At 68.9% G+C, this 14,993-nt stretch carries 14 protein-coding genes, 1 pseudogene and 1 riboswitch; of the genes and pseudogenes, 13 read left to right on the forward strand and 2 right to left on the reverse strand.

What is annotated here, in order from left to right; all coding sequences use genetic code 11:
* Nucleotides 1-75 precede the first annotated feature (75 nt).
* Together ACN6LB_RS39485 and ACN6LB_RS39490 are read right to left on the reverse strand one after the other, a co-directional pair.
* Nucleotides 76-733: pseudogene (locus ACN6LB_RS39485) on the reverse strand (LLM class flavin-dependent oxidoreductase); the annotation flags it as partial.
* Between the two features lie 631 nt (nucleotides 734-1,364).
* Nucleotides 1,365-2,081 (reverse strand): SDR family NAD(P)-dependent oxidoreductase, encoded by a 717-nt coding sequence (locus ACN6LB_RS39490; RefSeq protein ID WP_445030078.1) that lies wholly within the window; start codon nucleotides 2,079-2,081, stop codon nucleotides 1,365-1,367.
* 46 nt (nucleotides 2,082-2,127) lie between these two features.
* On the opposite strand from ACN6LB_RS39490, the gene ACN6LB_RS39495 reads away from it, so the two are divergent.
* The 13 genes from ACN6LB_RS39495 to ACN6LB_RS39555 all read left to right on the forward strand — a co-directional run bounded on the left by ACN6LB_RS39495 (nucleotide 2,128) and on the right by ACN6LB_RS39555 (nucleotide 14,963).
* Entirely contained in the window at nucleotides 2,128-2,691 is a 564-nt protein-coding gene (locus ACN6LB_RS39495; RefSeq protein ID WP_445030079.1) for a MarR family winged helix-turn-helix transcriptional regulator, read from the forward strand.
* A gap of 980 nt (nucleotides 2,692-3,671) precedes the next feature.
* Entirely contained in the window at nucleotides 3,672-4,568 is an 897-nt protein-coding gene (locus ACN6LB_RS39500) for a TauD/TfdA dioxygenase family protein (protein WP_445030080.1), read from the forward strand.
* Nucleotides 4,565-5,458, forward strand: a complete 894-nt coding sequence (locus ACN6LB_RS39505; protein ID WP_445030081.1) for an ABC transporter permease — start codon at nucleotides 4,565-4,567, stop codon at nucleotides 5,456-5,458. Before ACN6LB_RS39500 ends, ACN6LB_RS39505 begins: the two co-directional genes overlap by 4 nt.
* Nucleotides 5,455-6,186, forward strand: coding sequence for an ABC transporter ATP-binding protein (locus ACN6LB_RS39510; protein ID WP_445030082.1), 732 nt, complete (start codon nucleotides 5,455-5,457; stop codon nucleotides 6,184-6,186). The genes ACN6LB_RS39505 and ACN6LB_RS39510 overlap by 4 nt, the downstream gene beginning before the upstream one ends.
* A 42-nt stretch (nucleotides 6,187-6,228) precedes the next feature.
* On the forward strand, nucleotides 6,229-7,284 hold the full coding sequence (locus ACN6LB_RS39515; RefSeq protein ID WP_445030083.1) for an ABC transporter substrate-binding protein: 1,056 nt from the start codon (nucleotides 6,229-6,231) through the stop codon (nucleotides 7,282-7,284).
* On the forward strand, nucleotides 7,281-8,606 hold the full coding sequence (locus tag ACN6LB_RS39520; RefSeq protein WP_445030084.1) for an LLM class flavin-dependent oxidoreductase: 1,326 nt from the start codon (nucleotides 7,281-7,283) through the stop codon (nucleotides 8,604-8,606). The genes ACN6LB_RS39515 and ACN6LB_RS39520 overlap by 4 nt, the downstream gene beginning before the upstream one ends.
* Nucleotides 8,607-8,652: 46 nt before the next feature.
* Nucleotides 8,653-9,441: an ABC transporter ATP-binding protein gene (locus tag ACN6LB_RS39525; RefSeq protein ID WP_356137016.1), complete on the forward strand. Its 789-nt coding sequence runs from the start codon at nucleotides 8,653-8,655 to the stop codon at nucleotides 9,439-9,441.
* On the forward strand, nucleotides 9,438-10,250 hold the full coding sequence (locus tag ACN6LB_RS39530) for an ABC transporter permease (RefSeq protein ID WP_445030085.1): 813 nt from the start codon (nucleotides 9,438-9,440) through the stop codon (nucleotides 10,248-10,250). Before ACN6LB_RS39525 ends, ACN6LB_RS39530 begins: the two co-directional genes overlap by 4 nt.
* A gap of 241 nt (nucleotides 10,251-10,491) precedes the next feature.
* The gene (locus ACN6LB_RS39535) at nucleotides 10,492-10,602 is read left to right on the forward strand and encodes a putative leader peptide (protein WP_356137020.1); all 111 of its coding nucleotides are present in this window, start codon (nucleotides 10,492-10,494) and stop codon (nucleotides 10,600-10,602) included.
* Nucleotides 10,603-10,734: 132 nt separating this feature from the next.
* Nucleotides 10,735-11,598 carry a glutathione S-transferase C-terminal domain-containing protein gene (locus ACN6LB_RS39540; protein WP_445030086.1) on the forward strand — a complete coding sequence of 288 codons (864 nt, stop codon included), beginning with the start codon at nucleotides 10,735-10,737 and terminating at the stop codon, nucleotides 11,596-11,598.
* 65 nt (nucleotides 11,599-11,663) lie between these two features.
* Nucleotides 11,664-11,772, forward strand: a riboswitch (SAM riboswitch).
* A gap of 324 nt (nucleotides 11,773-12,096) precedes the next feature.
* Nucleotides 12,097-13,077, forward strand: a complete 981-nt coding sequence (locus ACN6LB_RS39545; protein ID WP_445030087.1) for an amino acid ABC transporter permease — start codon at nucleotides 12,097-12,099, stop codon at nucleotides 13,075-13,077.
* Nucleotides 13,074-13,871 carry an amino acid ABC transporter ATP-binding protein gene (locus tag ACN6LB_RS39550; protein WP_445030088.1) on the forward strand — a complete coding sequence of 266 codons (798 nt, stop codon included), beginning with the start codon at nucleotides 13,074-13,076 and terminating at the stop codon, nucleotides 13,869-13,871. Before ACN6LB_RS39545 ends, ACN6LB_RS39550 begins: the two co-directional genes overlap by 4 nt.
* A 63-nt stretch (nucleotides 13,872-13,934) precedes the next feature.
* Complete coding sequence (locus ACN6LB_RS39555) at nucleotides 13,935-14,963, forward strand: transporter substrate-binding domain-containing protein (RefSeq protein WP_445030089.1); 1,029 nt, start codon at nucleotides 13,935-13,937, stop codon at nucleotides 14,961-14,963.
* Nucleotides 14,964-14,993: the final 30 nt, after the last annotated feature.

Here is a 14,993-nt window from a genome sequence, read left to right on the forward strand (position 1 = left end):
ACGAACTCGGCTGTCGTCAGGCCGCGCACGGGATCCGCGAGATCGTGAACCCGCGGCGCATCAGACAGCCGTTCCTGGCGTCGGCGAAGGCGGGCCCAGGACGACGAGCTGCCCCTGCGGCGGGCGCGGCACGATCGCCGGTCCCTTGACGGCATACGTGTCACTGGAGAAGTCGATGTAGTGGAGCCGTTTCCCGGTCGAGATAGCGGCTGGTGGCCAGGGACCGGATGACCGCGTCGTCCTCCCACGAGTCCCACAGGGCGCGGGCCACCTCCACCCCGTCCCCGGACTCCCGCGCCTGTGCGTCGGCATCGGCGACCAAGGGGCGGCCCCAGGCGCGGGCTGCCTCGGGACGCTCCTCCTCCGTGACCACCCACCCGGCGCGACCGGCGGAGATGTGGTCCAGGGACGCCAACTGGCTGGAGACATGGAAGGGTTCGGCATACGTCACCGGGACTACAGGTGCGATCCCGATGGAGCTCGTGGATGCCGCGACGAAGGCCGCCCGCTCCACCGCGCCGATACGGCCCACCGGATCCGGTGCGGCCCCGGGCAGCACGCCGTCGTCCAGGGTGATCAGGGTGAACCCGGCGTTCTCGGCGATGGCGGCGACCCGGGCCACACGGCGCGGGGTGAGCAGCTGATCGGGGGAGTGGGCGGCGCGGCGCCAGGCCGCGGGGTGGGCTCCGTCGCCGTCGATCTCGACGGCGAGGCGCAGGGCGGGGCCGGACATGGGGTTCCTTCCGGGAACACGAAAACACGCGAACTCGCGGCCACAGGCCACGACGAGACAGCCGGCGGGACTGGCCGGCAGGGGTCAGGCGTGTACGGAAGGACAGACGGCGGAGGAGGTGCGGCAGTAGTCGACATGCCGCCGGGTGATGAGCCGCGCACCGGTGCACGCACCGCGCGGTGCCGCGCCCAGTACGTGCATCAAAGCCTCCACCTGTCAGGAACTTTCCCGTTCAACGTACGTCGTCCGCCCCTGTCAATGTCAAGGTCGGCCATGGGCGCATGGGCGTATCACCCGCTGCGACCCATGGGCGACGCATCTTTCCGGGTGTGCTTTTTGATCCGGCCATGGAGACCATTGGCCCGGTACCCGCAGCGCTTCGAGAGGAGGTGTTGATCGCGGCCCACCGCTCCGTAGCGCTGTGATCTGCTCCGCCCTGCCGGAGCATCGACGCCGTGTCACCTCACGCTCGGTCGGCATCCCCGGCCTGCCGCTACCCGGCAGGCAGCAGAGTCTCGGCTGCGAGTGTGTCCTTGGTCGGAGCACATGATCAGGCGAAGGTCGCCTGACTTTCCGGCAGTTACCTCGTGAGCGATCAAGTTCGAGAGCGCTGTTCGATGGCCAACTGACGTTACCGCGTGGTGAAGGCGCCTCCGTTGACGTGGATGGTCTGGCCGGTGATGTGACGGGCTCCTTGGGAGGCGAGGAAGTAGGCCGTCTGGGCGATGTCGTCAACCGTGCCCGGTCGCTTGTTGTGTGTCTCCTCCAAAAGAGCGCTACGGCGTTCGTCGCTGAGCTGACCGTGGAAGAAGTTGGTGTCGGCGATGTAGCCCGCGGAGACGACGTTGCAGGTGACACCCTTGGGAGCGAGCTCGGCGGACAGCGAAGCGTTCCATGCGCCCAGAGCGGCTTTGGCTGCTCCGTAGGACCCGCCTCGGCGCTCGGCACCGATCGACCCGATGCTGATGATTGAGCTGCCCCTGGTGAGCTTGTCCTGGACCGAGGTCGTGGTCAGCACCGCAGTGAGTAGGTTCTGTGCCAGGTTGGCATGCCACTGGGCGAGCAACACCTCCAGTGCTGATCCTTCACCAGAGGTTGCCTGAGGCAAGCCGCCGGCGGCGTTGACCAGTACGTCCAGCTCGTTGAGCCGCGCGGCAAGCGCCTCGACCTGCCCGGAGTCGGCCGCGTCGCACACGACGCCGTGCACCCTCAGCTCTTTGGCGGTTTGTTCTACGGTCTCGGGGGTGCGGCCGGTGATGAAGACCTCTGCCTGGTCGGCGGCGAACCTTTGGGCGATGGCGCGGCCGATGCCGCTGGTGCCTCCGGTGACGAGCACGGTGCGGGTCAAGGATCCTCCTGCTCACTGCTACGTTTAGGCCTAAACGTAGCTGACGATGACAGGGGATCGCACCGTGGCCGACGCCGCCATCACATCAGGGGACCCTGCGCCTGCCCATTCCGCCGACGAGATCGCCGCGGCCTGGCGACGGGAACGACCAGGCACCCCGACCGAATCGATCGAGATCGTCACCCCCATCTGGCGGCTGGCCAAGCTCTTCGCCGACGACCGCAACCGGGTGCTGCGAGAGGCGAGGATCGACGCAGCCACTCTCGACCTGCTGTCCGTCATCCGCCGATCCGGGCCGCCCTACACCCTCAGCACCCGAGAGATCGCACTGAGGACGCTGGTGACGGCGGGAGCCATTTCTCAGCGCGTCGCCCGAGCCGAACGCGACGGCCTCGTCCAGCGAGCACCAGGGACTACCGGCCGCCGAACCGTCCTGGTGAACCTCACAGCCGAAGGACACGCGCTCATCGAACGATCCGTCGATGCCGTACTCGGCCGAGAGGCCACACTCGTCAGCTGCCTGTCGACACGCGAACGCACCGCGCTCACCGAGCTGCTGGACAAACTGATGACCGACGTCCGCCGACGCACGGCCCCCGAAGAGCGCTGAACCGACCGCCCGACGAAGGCCACCTTGATGAACAAGCTGACCCTTCGAGCGCTCACCGGCAGCGCGACCCCGACTCCTTAGTGTCGACGCAACGCAGCCATGCACGCACCGAGACCCCCCGTCGTACGGGGCCTCGGCGCACCGGACCCATTCGACGCCGCCGCGTCGCGCTGCGCCTGGGCACGGCTGCCGATGAGTCCGGCCCCCGAGGGGATCGAGCCGCGACAACGCCTCGTAGGGAGGCTCAGGTCCGTCCCGTCTGCCGTGCAAGGCGGGTGCGCAGGCCGGTCACGCGGTCGATCTCGGCGTCGATGGCCGCCCCGGGCTGCGCTCCGATCAGGGGCAGCCCATCAGGGACGGTAACGAGGCGGACCTCACGGGTGGCGGCGGGCAGGAAAGCGGCCGTGGAAGGCTCCTGATCGAGGGCAGTGGGCCGAGCGCGGGCGACCGGCCGGTGCGGGCGCGCGGACGCCGGTCCTTGACGCGCACGTGAGGGGCAAGTGCGGCGGCCTCTGCGATCTCCACGAACAGGCGGAGGGGTTCTCCGTGTCCGCAATGCAAGACCTGTCCGGAAAGTTATTGACCGACGTGGCGGATCTCTGCTGAACTCCCGTCTTATGAACCCGCGCGTGGACCTCACTCGGCGGCGCCACATCGATCTGGCGCACGTCTCCAGCGCGTTTTGTTGTCGCTGACGCGGCAAGGGATCGTCGTATCCCTCTCCTGAGGGCTCGCCTCGCCTCTCATCTCCTTCTCGTATGAGCCGGGAGCCTGTTCGCGCACACCGAAGCGGTCGCTGAGAACGCGGCTGTAGCGGTCCTGCGACCACGCGTCTTCTGCGACCACGGGTCTTCTCTCCGGCCGGCCCAGCCCGGTGTTCCGCGTGGTCGACCACTCCTGCGCAGTACCAACCCCTTGCACTCGACTCCCCGTTCCCCAGCACCCCTTGGCGTGCCCATCTGCCCGGGAGGGATCCCCTCATGACTCTGTCCATCCGAAAACTCACCGGCCGCATCGGCGCGGTCGTCGAGGGCGTCGACTTCGCGGCGCCGCCCGACTACTCGACGGTCACGGCGCTGCGTGACGCCCTCAACGAGCACAAGTCGATCGTCTTCGCCGACGTCGACCTCGACAACGCCGGTCAGGAGCGTGTGGCGGGGTGGTTCGGCGACCTCACCACCGCCCACCCGAACGTGCCGGCAGCCGACGGCACGACGAATGTCCTCGCCGTCGACAGCGCGACGTCCAAGGCCAACGAGTGGCACACGGACGTCACCTTCGTGGTCAACCCGCCGCAGCTCACCACGCTCCGGTCCATCGTGACCACGCCCTATGGCGGTCAGACGCTCATCGCCAACGCCGCCGCGGCCTACCGCGACCTGCCCGAAGCGCTGCGCTCCCTCGCGAACACGCTGCGGGTCGTGCACACCAACCAGTACGACTACGCGCGCTCCGCAGCCACGACGGCGCAGCGACAGGAGTACGACCGGGCCTTCGTCTCGACGCCCTACGAGGCCGAGCACCCGGTCGTGCGAGTCCATCCGCTCACCGGCGAACGCGGGCTGTTCATCGGCGGGTTCGCCAAGCGGATCGTCGGCCTGTCGAGCAGCGACTCGGCCGATCTGCTGCGCATCCTCCAGTCGTACGTGACCCGCCCGGAGAACATCCTCAGCTGGACCTGGTCCCCGAACCAGCTGCTCATCTTCGACAACCGCATCACCCAGCACTACGCGGTGGACAACTACGACGACCACCCGCGCCGCCTCAACCGGGTGACGATCGCAGGAGAGGTACCGACCGGCGTCGACGGCCGCCGCAGCGAACAGCTCGTCGGCGACGCCTCGCACTACAGCAGCGTGCTGGCGGTGGCGGCATGACCGAGGTCAGCCTCAAGGCGCCGGCCCTCACGAAGTCCCCGGACGCCGAGACGACAAGCGCGCGGGAACGCGAGGTGTTCCTGCCGCGCGACGCCCGAGGCCGGACGCTGCTCGACACACTCCGCGAGCGGCTGCGCTGGCCGCTGGGCATCTACACGACCCCGGTCGCGCTCCTCCTTGCCTGGGAAATCCTCGCCCGGGCCGGAGCGGTGTCGAAGACCTACGCCCCCGCGCCGACGTCGATCGTGAAATCTGCCGCCGATCTGTGGCAACAGGGCGTCCTCGGGCCGGACTTGGCCATCTCGCTGCAGCGGGCCGGCATCGGTCTCGCGATCGGTCTGACCGTGGGCATCGTGACGGGGGTACTCGGCGGGCTCCTGCGCAGCGGAGAGTACCTGTTCAACGGCCTCGTGCAGGTGCTCAACACGATCCCCCTCCTCGCGGTGCTGCCGTTGATGATCGTGTGGTTCGGCATCGACGAGCTCACGAAGGTGCTGCTGATCTCCTTCGGTGCCGGTGTCCCGATGTATCTCAACCTGTTCGCCGCGATCCGGGGCGTCGACCAGCGGCTGATCGAGATGGCGCGCACGACGGGCGCGGGAACGTGGCGCCTGGTGACGCGCGTGCTGGTGCCCGGAGCCCTGCCGGGATTCCTGGTCGGCCTGCGGTTCTCCCTCGCCTACAGCGTCCTGGGCCTGGTCGCCGCCGAAACGGTCAACGCGGACCAGGGACTTGGCTTCCTCATCACTCAGGGGCAGACGTATCTCCAGACCAACCAGGTCTTCGTGGGGCTGGTGATCTACTCGCTCCTCGGTCTGATCGCCGACCAGTTCGTCCGGGCTCTCGAGCGGGTGCTGCTGCGGTGGCGACCCAGTTATGAGGCGTCATGAGCGGCACGATCGCGACCGAGCCCCGTCGGCAGACCGGCGTCGTCGTCGAGCAGGTGGTCCGTCAGTTCGGTGACCGGGTGGTGCTCGACCACCTCGACCTCACCATCGCCGACGAGGAGTTGGTGATCCTGCTCGGCCCCTCGGGCTGCGGCAAGAGCACCCTGCTGCGTCTGCTTGCCGGCCTGGACCGGCCCGACGGCGGGCGCGTGGAGGTCCCGGCACGGCGTGCGATCGTCTTCCAGGCCGACCGGCTGCTGCCATGGCAACGCGTCCTGCGCAACGTCACGCTCGGCCTTCACGGATCCGACGCGGAGCAGCGGGCCCGCGACGTGCTCGCCGAGGTCGGGCTCTCGGGCCGTGAGAAGGCGTGGCCCAAGGAGCTCTCCGGCGGCGAGGCCCAGCGGGTGTCACTTGCCCGCGCGCTGGTATCGGAGCCCGAACTCGTCCTTCTCGACGAGCCGTTCGCCGCCCTTGACGCGATCACACGGCTGCGCATGCACGACCTCGTACGGGCGCTGCGGACCAAGCATCAGGCGGCCATGCTGCTCGTCACCCATGACGTCGACGAGGCGATCGCGCTGGCGGACCGCATCGTCGTCATGAGCAGTGGCCGTATCGGCAGCTCGCACGAGGTGGACCTCTCCGCCGCGGACCGTGAGGCGAGCGTCGCACGCGAGGAACTCCGTGCCCGACTGCTGGCGGACCTCGGCCTCGCCGGCCACCACTGACCTCCCCGAACTCCCTCACCCTGCACAGAAAGCACTGTCACCATGCGAAGAAGAACGACCAGACTCATCGGCGCCGTCGGTTCGCTCGCCCTCGCGAGCACCCTCGTCGCCTGCGGATCCTCGTCGGACACCACCGCGCCGCTGAGCAACGCCGCGGACGCGAGCAACGCCAAGCACCCCGAGTGGAGCAAGTACACCTTCACCATCGGCGACAACAGTGGTGATGGCAGCGAGGCCTTGGCGGAGCGGACCGGCGTGTTCGACAACGCGCCCTACAAGGTGAAGTTCGCCCGCTTCACCTACGGTCCGCCGCTCGTGCAGGCCGCCGCGTCGGGCGACATCGACCTCGGCAGCGTCGGCGACGTACCGCCGATCACCGGCGCCGCGAAGGAGTACGGCTTCAAGGTCGTCGCCGTCAACCGCTCGCTCACGCCCGACCAGGCCGTGGAGAACATCATCGTGCCCAAGGGCTCGAAGCTGAAGACGGCCGCCGACCTCAAGGGCAAGAAGATCGCGGTTCCGCAGGGCAGCTCGGCGCACGGTCTGGCCCTGAACGCGCTGAAAAGCGTCGGCCTGGGCCCCAAGGACGCGAAGCTGGTCTTCCTCGACCCGGCGGCCAGCGCGACGGCGTTCAACACCGGCAAGGTGGACGCCTGGTCGATCTGGAACCCGCAGTCGGCGATCGCGGTCAAGAACGGCGCGCGCATCCTGGTGAAAGGCCTCCCGCCGATCGACCAGACCAGCAGCTACTACGTGGCAACCGACAAGTCGCTGAGTGACAAGACCAAGCGTGCGGCTCTCACGGACGTCCTGAAGAGGCTGTCGCGAGAGTTCGCCTGGGCCGTCAAGAACCCGGACGAATACGCGCAGGCCCTCTCGAAGGAGCAGGGCATCCCGCTGGCTGACGCCAAGGCGTCCCTGGCCGCCTACTCGAACCGGGTGACTCCGGTGGAGCAGGCGGACATCGAGCTGGAGCAGAAGCTCGCCGACGTCTTCCTGGAGGCCGGCCAGATCACCAAGAAGGTCGACGTCAAGTCGATCACCGACAACCTCCTCCCGGCCGGTTACGACAGCTCGAAGCTGAAGGTCACGTCATGAGCGAGAGACGGCGGCTGCACCTCAACGCCTTCCTCATGGAAGCGGGTCACCACGAGGCGGCGTGGCGGCTGCCGCACAGCAATCCCCGGGCGGACTTCGACCTGCGGCACTGGATCGAACTGGCCCAGCTGGCGGAGAGCGCCAAGTTCGACTCGCTGTTCCTCGCGGACGGCCCGGCGCTCATCGGTACCGGCGAGTTCCGGCCTCCGGGCCAGTTGGAGCCGCTGACCCTGCTGACCGCGCTGTCTCAGGCGACCAGCAGGATCGGCCTCATCGCGACTGTCTCGTCGACGTACAACGAGCCGTACAACCTGGCCCGGCGGCTCGCGTCCGTCGACCACGTCAGCGGCGGTCGCGCCGGCTGGAACATCGTCACCTCTGCCGGGGCCGACGAGGCCGCCAACTTCGGCCTCGACAACCGCCCCGACCACGCCGAACGCTACGCCCGGGCCGACGAGTTCCTGAAGGTCGCCAAGGCGCTGTGGGACAGCTGGGAGTCCGAGGCCGTCGTCGCGGACAAGGCCGCGGGACGCTACGCCGACCCCGCGCGGCTGCACCGGCTCGGCCATGAGGGCGGGTACTTCAAGGTGGCCGGACCCCTCAACGTCGAGCGCCCGCCGCAGGGTTACCCGCTGCTCGTCCAGGCCGGCTCCTCGGAGGACGGCAAGGACTTCGCGGCCCGCCACGCCGAGGCGATCTTCACCGCCCACACGACGTACGAGCGCGCGGCCGGTTTCTACGCCGACATCAAGGCACGGACCAGGGCCGTGGGGCGCGACCCGGACGGCGTCATCGTCCTGCCGGGCATCGTCCCGTACATCGGGTCGACCGAGGAGGAGGCCCGGGCGCTTGCTCGGCAGTTCGACGAGCTGCGCGTCCCGGAGTACGGGCTGCGCCAGCTGGCCGCGGTGTTCGAGACGGAGCCGTCGGTCTTCGAACTCGACCAGCCGCTACCGGAGTTCATCCTGGCGAGGCCGAAGCTGGAGGGCTCGCAGAGCCGTTCCGACCTGATCATCGATCTCGCGGTGCGCGAGCGGCTGACGGTCCGGCAGGTCATCTCCCGGCTCGGGGGCGGCCGCGGTCACTTCGAGTTCATCGGCACACCCGAGCAGGTGGCGGACACGATCATCGCCTGGTTCGAGGGCGGAGCCGCGGACGGCTTCAACATCATGGCCCCCGCGCTGCCGTCGGGCCTGGCGGCCTTCGTCGAGCACGTCCTGCCGATCCTGCGCGGCAAGGGGTTGTTCCGCGAGGAGTACGAAGGCACGACCCTGCGCGAGCACTACGGGCTCCCGGTGCCTGCGAACCAGTTCCATGGCTGATCCGCTTTCCGGGCCTGATCCGCTTCCCACGGCCGGCCCGCTTCCCATGGCTGACCTGCTCGCGACTCCCGCCGCTTCCACTTCCCGAAGCGGCGGGAGTCCGCCCGCGCTGCGGGTCGAGGGTCTGCGCAAGACGTACAAGGACGGCTTCACCGCGGTGAACGGGCTCGACCTGGAGATACCGGATGGCGCGTTCTTCGGGCTGCTCGGCCCGAACGGCGCCGGGAAGACCACGCTGATCGGCTCGGTGTGCAACATCGTGCGCCCCACCGCCGGCACCCTCTCCGTCTTCGGCCACGACCACCGCAGCCGTCAGGCCCGCAGACTGCTGGGTCTGGCTGCGCAGGAGATCAACGTCGACCGGTTCCTGTCCATCCGGCAGATCCTGGTCTACCACGCCGGATACCACGGCATCGGCCGGAAGGCGGCCGCCCGGCGCGCGGACGAACTGCTCGCCCTGTTCCGCCTCGACGACAAGGCCGACGTACGCGCCTACGAACTCTCCGGCGGCATGCAACGCCGCCTCGTCCTCGCGCGGGCCCTCATGCACCGCCCCCGCCTGCTCATCCTCGACGAGCCGACGGCAGGCGTCGACGTCGAGCTGCGCTCGGAGATCTGGCGCGTCGTCAAGGGCCTCAACGCGGCCGGCACCACCATCCTGCTGACGACGCACTACCTGGAGGAGGCGGAGACCTTGTGCGACGAGATCGCGCTGCTGCGTGCGGGCCGGATCGTCGACCGCGGCTCCGCCGCCTCGCTGCGGGAGCGGTACGCGGCCCGGGACATCTCGGAGGTCTACGAACGGGCGATCACGGCCAAGGAGATGGCCTCGTGAGCAGCACCGAAACGCGGGCCCTCCCGGCGTACGACGAGCCCTTCCGGGCGGAGCGCTCACCGTTCCTGTGGTTCCTGGAGCGCGAGGTCCTGCGCTTCCTGAGGATCTGGCGCTACAGCATCGTCGGCCCGGTGCTGTCGACCGTGCTGTTCGTCGTGGTCTTCGGATCGGCTCTCGGCTCGCATGTCGACACGATCGACGGCGTCGGCTACGGCAGCTTCATCGTGCCCGGCCTCTTCGCCCAGGCGATCGTCAACGTCGGCTTCTTCAACGGGACGACCAGCCTGTTCGAGGCCCGCCGGGACCAGTACATCAACGACGTGTTCGCGAGCCCCCTCAGGTGGTGGGAGATCAACGCGGCACTGGTGGGCGCCGGCGTCGCTCGAGGCGTCGTCGTGGGCGCGGGCGTCCTGGCGGTGGCCCTGCCGCTCACCCACGGCGGCACCCCGGCCCGCCCCGTCGTCCTGCTGTTCGGCACGCTCGGGGTGCTCCTGGTCGCCGCGCAGGTGGGCGTGATCGCGGGCGGTCACGCCAGGTCCCTCGACCATGTCTACGCCATGGAGTCGATCATCCTGCTGCCGCTGGGCTTCCTCGGCGGCGTCTTCTACTCGGTCCACCAACTGCCGCCGTTCTGGAACTACGTGAGCCACCTCGACCCGGTCTTCTGGCTGGTCCAGGTCGAACGGATCGGGTTCCTCGGCCAAGGCGACGTCAGCGCCGGCTGGGCCCTTGCCGTGGTCTGGGGTCTGGCGGCGACGCTGACCGCCTGGTCGGCGGCGATGTTCGCCACCGGCCGCCTCAAGCCCTGAACCCCGTACGGGAAGGAACACAACGCCTTGGGCGTCTAGACCGGCTGAGGACATGCGGTGCGAGTTCCCTCACACGAGACCGTCGCCGCGTCCCGACGGTTGCTTGCGAAGACGCGTTTTGAGTGTGTCGAGCGGGGCCGTCGTCCATCGAGGTGTCCGCGATGCGGGACGGCCCTCTTGACGCCGATGTCGGTCGGATCGACACTCACTGAGGGAATCCTAGTGAATAGGTAGGGAAAATATGAGGCGCGTTGAGCCGGTCACCGTCCGAGTGAGCCGTTCGCCTCTTCTGACCTCCCGCCGTCACATCGATCTGCTGCGTGTCTGCAGCGCGATCAGCCCCCAGGGCTGAGCCGCGCCCATCCTGTGCCGGTGGCGCCCCGCGAGCGGGGCTCACGCCTCCGGCGCGCACGGATGAGCCCCGCTCCCTCAACCGACGTCGCTTCCGCCGCGCGTACGTCCGCGCCCGCTCCCGGGGAGAGTCATGACCGTGACACCGCTGGCCGCCCACGCCTCCGACCGAGCCGCGCCCGTCTTCCGGGGCCGCATCGGCCGGGACGCACGCAGCGGCCACTACGCAGTTCCGGGCCGCTACCGCCTCCATCTGTCGACCGCCTGTCCCGACGGCCTGCGCATCGCCATCACCCACAGCCTGCTCGGCCTGGACACCGTCTGTCCGGCCACCTTCCTGCCGGCCGTCCCCGACAGTCCCGAGGGCGGCCACTCGGCCTTGCGGTCGCTGTACGAGGCCAGCGCCCACCGCTACACCGGTCCGGCCGTCGCGCCGGTGCTCAGCGACGACTGGTCCGGACGGATCGTCAGCACCTATGCCCCGGACATCATGCGCGACCTCGACCGCCGCTTCGGCGGTGACCGTCTCTCGCTCTACCCGTGCGGCGCGGAGTCGGAGATCGAGGCGGTCGAGCGGATGTGCGCGCAGGGCATCGAACAGGCCGCACAGCGCGCGGGATCGGCCGGTGGCGGGCCGGTGGAACGTGACGTGGAACTGACCACGCTGCTGGAAACGCTCGGCGCCCTGGAACGCTGGCTCGAAGGACGTACGTACCTGATCAGCGACGAAATCACCGCCGCTGACGTCGAGTTGTGGGTCGCGCTGGTCCAACTCGACACGGTGCACCGCAACCACCTCGACGCCTGTGCCGTCCAGCGCATCGCCGACCATCCGACCCTGTGGGCCTACGCCCGCCGCATGGCCGCGCATCCGGCCTTCGGCGGCCACCTTGACCTCGGGGGCATCGAACGCCGTCACCACGCCCGCTGCCATGGCCTGGAGGCCGCCGGTGCAGCCGTCCAGATCCTGGACTGGGCGGCACACTCAGCCCGTTAGCCGTTCCACCTGGTGGACCGGCGTTGACATTCGTTCAGGCAATTGTCTTAACTACGGCTCAGAACGGTCATGAGCGTCAGCGACAAGCCCTGGCTAGCTGACCGGCAACCCTCGCACCGCGGTGGGGTGCCCCAGGTGACGACCGGACCGAAGAAGTTTCGGTAAGCGCGAGGCCCACAGGGCCGGAACAGTGACGGTGACGCCATGTACGCAGCTCCCAGGACGGCCGCACGCCGCTCCCAGGGCTGCGTGCGGTCGTACGCGAACGTGTTCGTCGCCGATCGCGCTGTCGATCTGCTCCGCGTGAACAGCGCACTGTGTACCGCACCGGGCTGTGCCCGCTGTCGGGGCTGACACCTCCCCGCAGCCCCCGCACTCCCTGACGAACACCGCCTCTGCGGTGTGCCGTTGTCCTCCCCGCCCCCGGTACCTCGCCGTCGTGTGCGCCCCCGCATGCCGCCGCGCTTCCCGGGTGTACCCACCCAGCCGGAGCCCACCATGAGTGAACCCCCTGGTGCCACCATCACCCGTCCCGAGGCGCCGACCGCCGACGAACCGTCGAAAGCCCTCACTGCCCAGCGCGTTCTGCCGCTGCGGCGGCCAGGGCGCTGGATCGCCACCGCGGTCGTCCTGGTCCTGATCGCCCAGTTCGTGCACGGACTGGTCACCAACCCCTTCTACCAGTGGGACCGCTGGAGCTACTGGTTCCTGCGGCCCACCATCCTCGACGGCCTCGTGATCACCCTCGAAGTCGCCGCGTACAGCGCGGTGTTGGGCCTGATCGGCGGCATCGTGCTCGCCCTGGCCCGGCTGTCGAAGAGCCCCGTGCTGCGCGCGGTCAGCTGGACCTACGTGTGGGCGCTGCGCTCCGTCCCGCTTATCGTGGTGCTGATCTTCCTCTACAACTTCAGTGCCCTGTACAAGACGGTGAGTATCGGTGTTCCCTTCGGGCCGGCCTTCTTCTCCTTCGACGAGTCGAGACTCGCCACCGACATGGTCGTCGCCGTCATCGGCCTCAGCCTCAACGAGGCCGCCTACGCGGCCGAGGTCGTCCGCGGCGGCATCCTCTCCGTCGACCAGGGCCAGCACGAGGCGGCGGCTGCGCTCGGCCTGCCCAAGGGCTACCAGTTCCGCAGGATCGTCTTTCCGCAGGCCCTGCGGTCCATCGTCCCGAACTACGTCAACCAGCTCATCGGCCTGATCAAGGGCACCTCGCTGGTCTTCTACGTCTCCCTGCTCGACCTGTTCGGCTCCGCGCAGACCATGGGCTCCACCTACCCCGGCGACATCGTGCCGCTGCTGCTGGTCGTCACCGTCTGGTATCTGATCCTGACCAGCGTCGTCTCCGTCGTCCAGTTCTACGTCGAGCGGTACTACGCCCGCGGTGCCACCCGCGCCCTGCCGCCGACCCCGTTGCAGAAGCTCCGCACCGGTCTCACCGACCTGCGGGCCCGCATCCGCCGGGAGGCCGCCGTATGACCGCCAAGACGCTCGAAGCCCTGGCGGACGCCGAGGCCGCCACCGTCGAGGTCCACGACGTGCACAAGTGGTACGGCACTCACCGAGTGCTGGACGGCGTCGACCTGACCGTCCGCCCCGGCGAGGTCACCGTCATCCTCGGCCCGTCCGGCTCCGGCAAGTCCACCCTGCTGCGGGTCATCAACCACCTGGAGAAGCCCGAGATCGGCTACGTCAGCATCAACGGCGAACCGATCGGCGTGAAGCGGCACGGCGAGCAGCTCAAGGAGCTGAGCGAGCGGGCCATCCTCACCCAGCGCGGCCGCATCGGCTTCGTCTTCCAGAACTTCAACCTCTTCCCGCACCTGACCGTCCTGGACAACGTGGCCGCCGCCCCCGTTGCCACCGGCAGGCTCAGCAAGTCCGAGTCCCAGGAGCTCGCCCGCGAACTGCTCGGCCGCGTCGGCCTCGCCGACAAGACCGGCGCCTACCCGCGCCAGCTCTCCGGCGGCCAGCAGCAGCGCGTCGCCATCGCCCGCGCCCTCGCCCTACGCCCCGGCGTCATCCTCTTCGACGAGCCCACCTCCGCCCTCGACCCCGAACTGGTCGGCGAGGTCCTCGCCGTCATCAAGGACCTGGCGACCAGCGGCACCACCCTCGTCATCGTCACCCACGAGATCGGCTTCGCCCGCGAGATCGCCGACCGGGTCGTCTTCATCGACGGCGGCAAGATCATCGAGCAGGGCCCGCCCTCCGAGGTCCTCGACAAGCCGCGGCACGAACGGACCAGGGACTTCCTCAGCAAGGTCCTCTGACCGCCGCCCCCCGTAGACGTCCCCCCACGTCACCCTCATCATCTCCAGCGACAAGGAACGGCCATGCCCACCCAGTTCACCCGACGCGGCCTGATGCGCGGCATCACCGCGGCGACCGCCATCGCCTCCCTGGCCACCGGGCTCGCCGCCTGCGGTGGCAACAGCGACGCGGCCACCTCCACCCAGGCCGCCGCCAAGTCCGGCGAGGTCGCCATCGGCCAGGTCTCCAACGGCGCCGCCCACCAGACGTCCGTCAAGGTCTCCGAGGTCAAGGCCCTCAGTGCCGAACTGCCCGCCGCCGTCAGGAGGAGCGGCAAGCTGGAGATCGGCATCGGCGCCCTGCCGGCCGGCTTCCCGCCGCTGGCCTACGTGGGCAGCGACCAGAAGTCCCTCACCGGCGCCGAGCCCGACCTCGGCCGCCTCGTCGCCACCGTCCTCGGCCTCAAGCCCGAGGTGAAGAACTCCACCTGGGAGAACCTCTTCGTCGGCATCGACAGCGGCAAGGTCGACGTGGCCTTCTCCAACGTCACCGACACCGAGGAACGCAAGAAGAAGTACGAGTTCGCCTCCTACCGGCAGGACAACCTCGCCTTCACCGTGCCGAAGAAGAGCACCTGGAACTTCGACGGCAACTACGAGAACCTCGCCGGCAAGACGGTCTCCGTGGGCTCCGGCACCAACCAGGAGAAGATCCTCCTGGAATGGAAGGCGAAGCTGGCCAAGGAGGGCAAGAAGCTCACCGTCAAGTACTTCCAGGACAGCAACAGCGTCTACCTCGCCCTGTCCAGCGGCAAGATCGACGCGTACTTCGGCCCCAACCCCGGCATCGCCTACCACAACCGGCAGGTGGCCACCACGCCCAACGCCACGCGTACGGCGGGTACTTACTCCGGCGCCGGCGCGAGTCTGCAGGGCCTGATCGCGGCCACCGCGAAGAAGGACAGCGGCCTGGCCAAGCCGCTCGCCGACGCCATCAACTACCTGATCAAGAACGGTCAGTACGCCGAGTGGCTCAAGGCCTACAACCTCTCCAACGAGGCCGTAGCCAAGTCCGAGGTCAACCCGCCCGGACTGCCGCTCGACAACTCCTGACCACCGCGGGGGGGGGGGGGGGGGGGGGGG

The sequence above is a fragment of the Streptomyces sp. SAS_270 genome (genome assembly GCF_052543295.1).

What these genes read in the sequence shown, in the direction of transcription:
- ACN6LB_RS39545 (WP_445030087.1), top strand. Translation starts at nt 12,097, where the DNA reads ATGAGTGAACCCCCTGGTGCCACCATCACCCGTCCCGAGGCGCCGACC.
- ACN6LB_RS39495 (WP_445030079.1), top strand. Translation starts at nt 2,128, where the DNA reads ATGACAGGGGATCGCACCGTGGCCGACGCCGCCATCACATCAGGGGAC.
- ACN6LB_RS39500 (WP_445030080.1), top strand. Translation starts at nt 3,672, where the DNA reads ATGACTCTGTCCATCCGAAAACTCACCGGCCGCATCGGCGCGGTCGTC.
- ACN6LB_RS39510 (WP_445030082.1), top strand. Translation starts at nt 5,455, where the DNA reads ATGAGCGGCACGATCGCGACCGAGCCCCGTCGGCAGACCGGCGTCGTC.
- ACN6LB_RS39540 (WP_445030086.1), top strand. Translation starts at nt 10,735, where the DNA reads ATGACCGTGACACCGCTGGCCGCCCACGCCTCCGACCGAGCCGCGCCC.
- ACN6LB_RS39515 (WP_445030083.1), top strand. Translation starts at nt 6,229, where the DNA reads ATGCGAAGAAGAACGACCAGACTCATCGGCGCCGTCGGTTCGCTCGCC.
- ACN6LB_RS39520 (WP_445030084.1), top strand. Translation starts at nt 7,281, where the DNA reads ATGAGCGAGAGACGGCGGCTGCACCTCAACGCCTTCCTCATGGAAGCG.
- ACN6LB_RS39505 (WP_445030081.1), top strand. Translation starts at nt 4,565, where the DNA reads ATGACCGAGGTCAGCCTCAAGGCGCCGGCCCTCACGAAGTCCCCGGAC.
- ACN6LB_RS39550 (WP_445030088.1), top strand. Translation starts at nt 13,074, where the DNA reads ATGACCGCCAAGACGCTCGAAGCCCTGGCGGACGCCGAGGCCGCCACC.
- ACN6LB_RS39555 (WP_445030089.1), top strand. Translation starts at nt 13,935, where the DNA reads ATGCCCACCCAGTTCACCCGACGCGGCCTGATGCGCGGCATCACCGCG.
- ACN6LB_RS39525 (WP_356137016.1), top strand. Translation starts at nt 8,653, where the DNA reads ATGGCTGACCTGCTCGCGACTCCCGCCGCTTCCACTTCCCGAAGCGGC.
- ACN6LB_RS39535 (WP_356137020.1), top strand. Translation starts at nt 10,492, where the DNA reads ATGAGGCGCGTTGAGCCGGTCACCGTCCGAGTGAGCCGTTCGCCTCTT.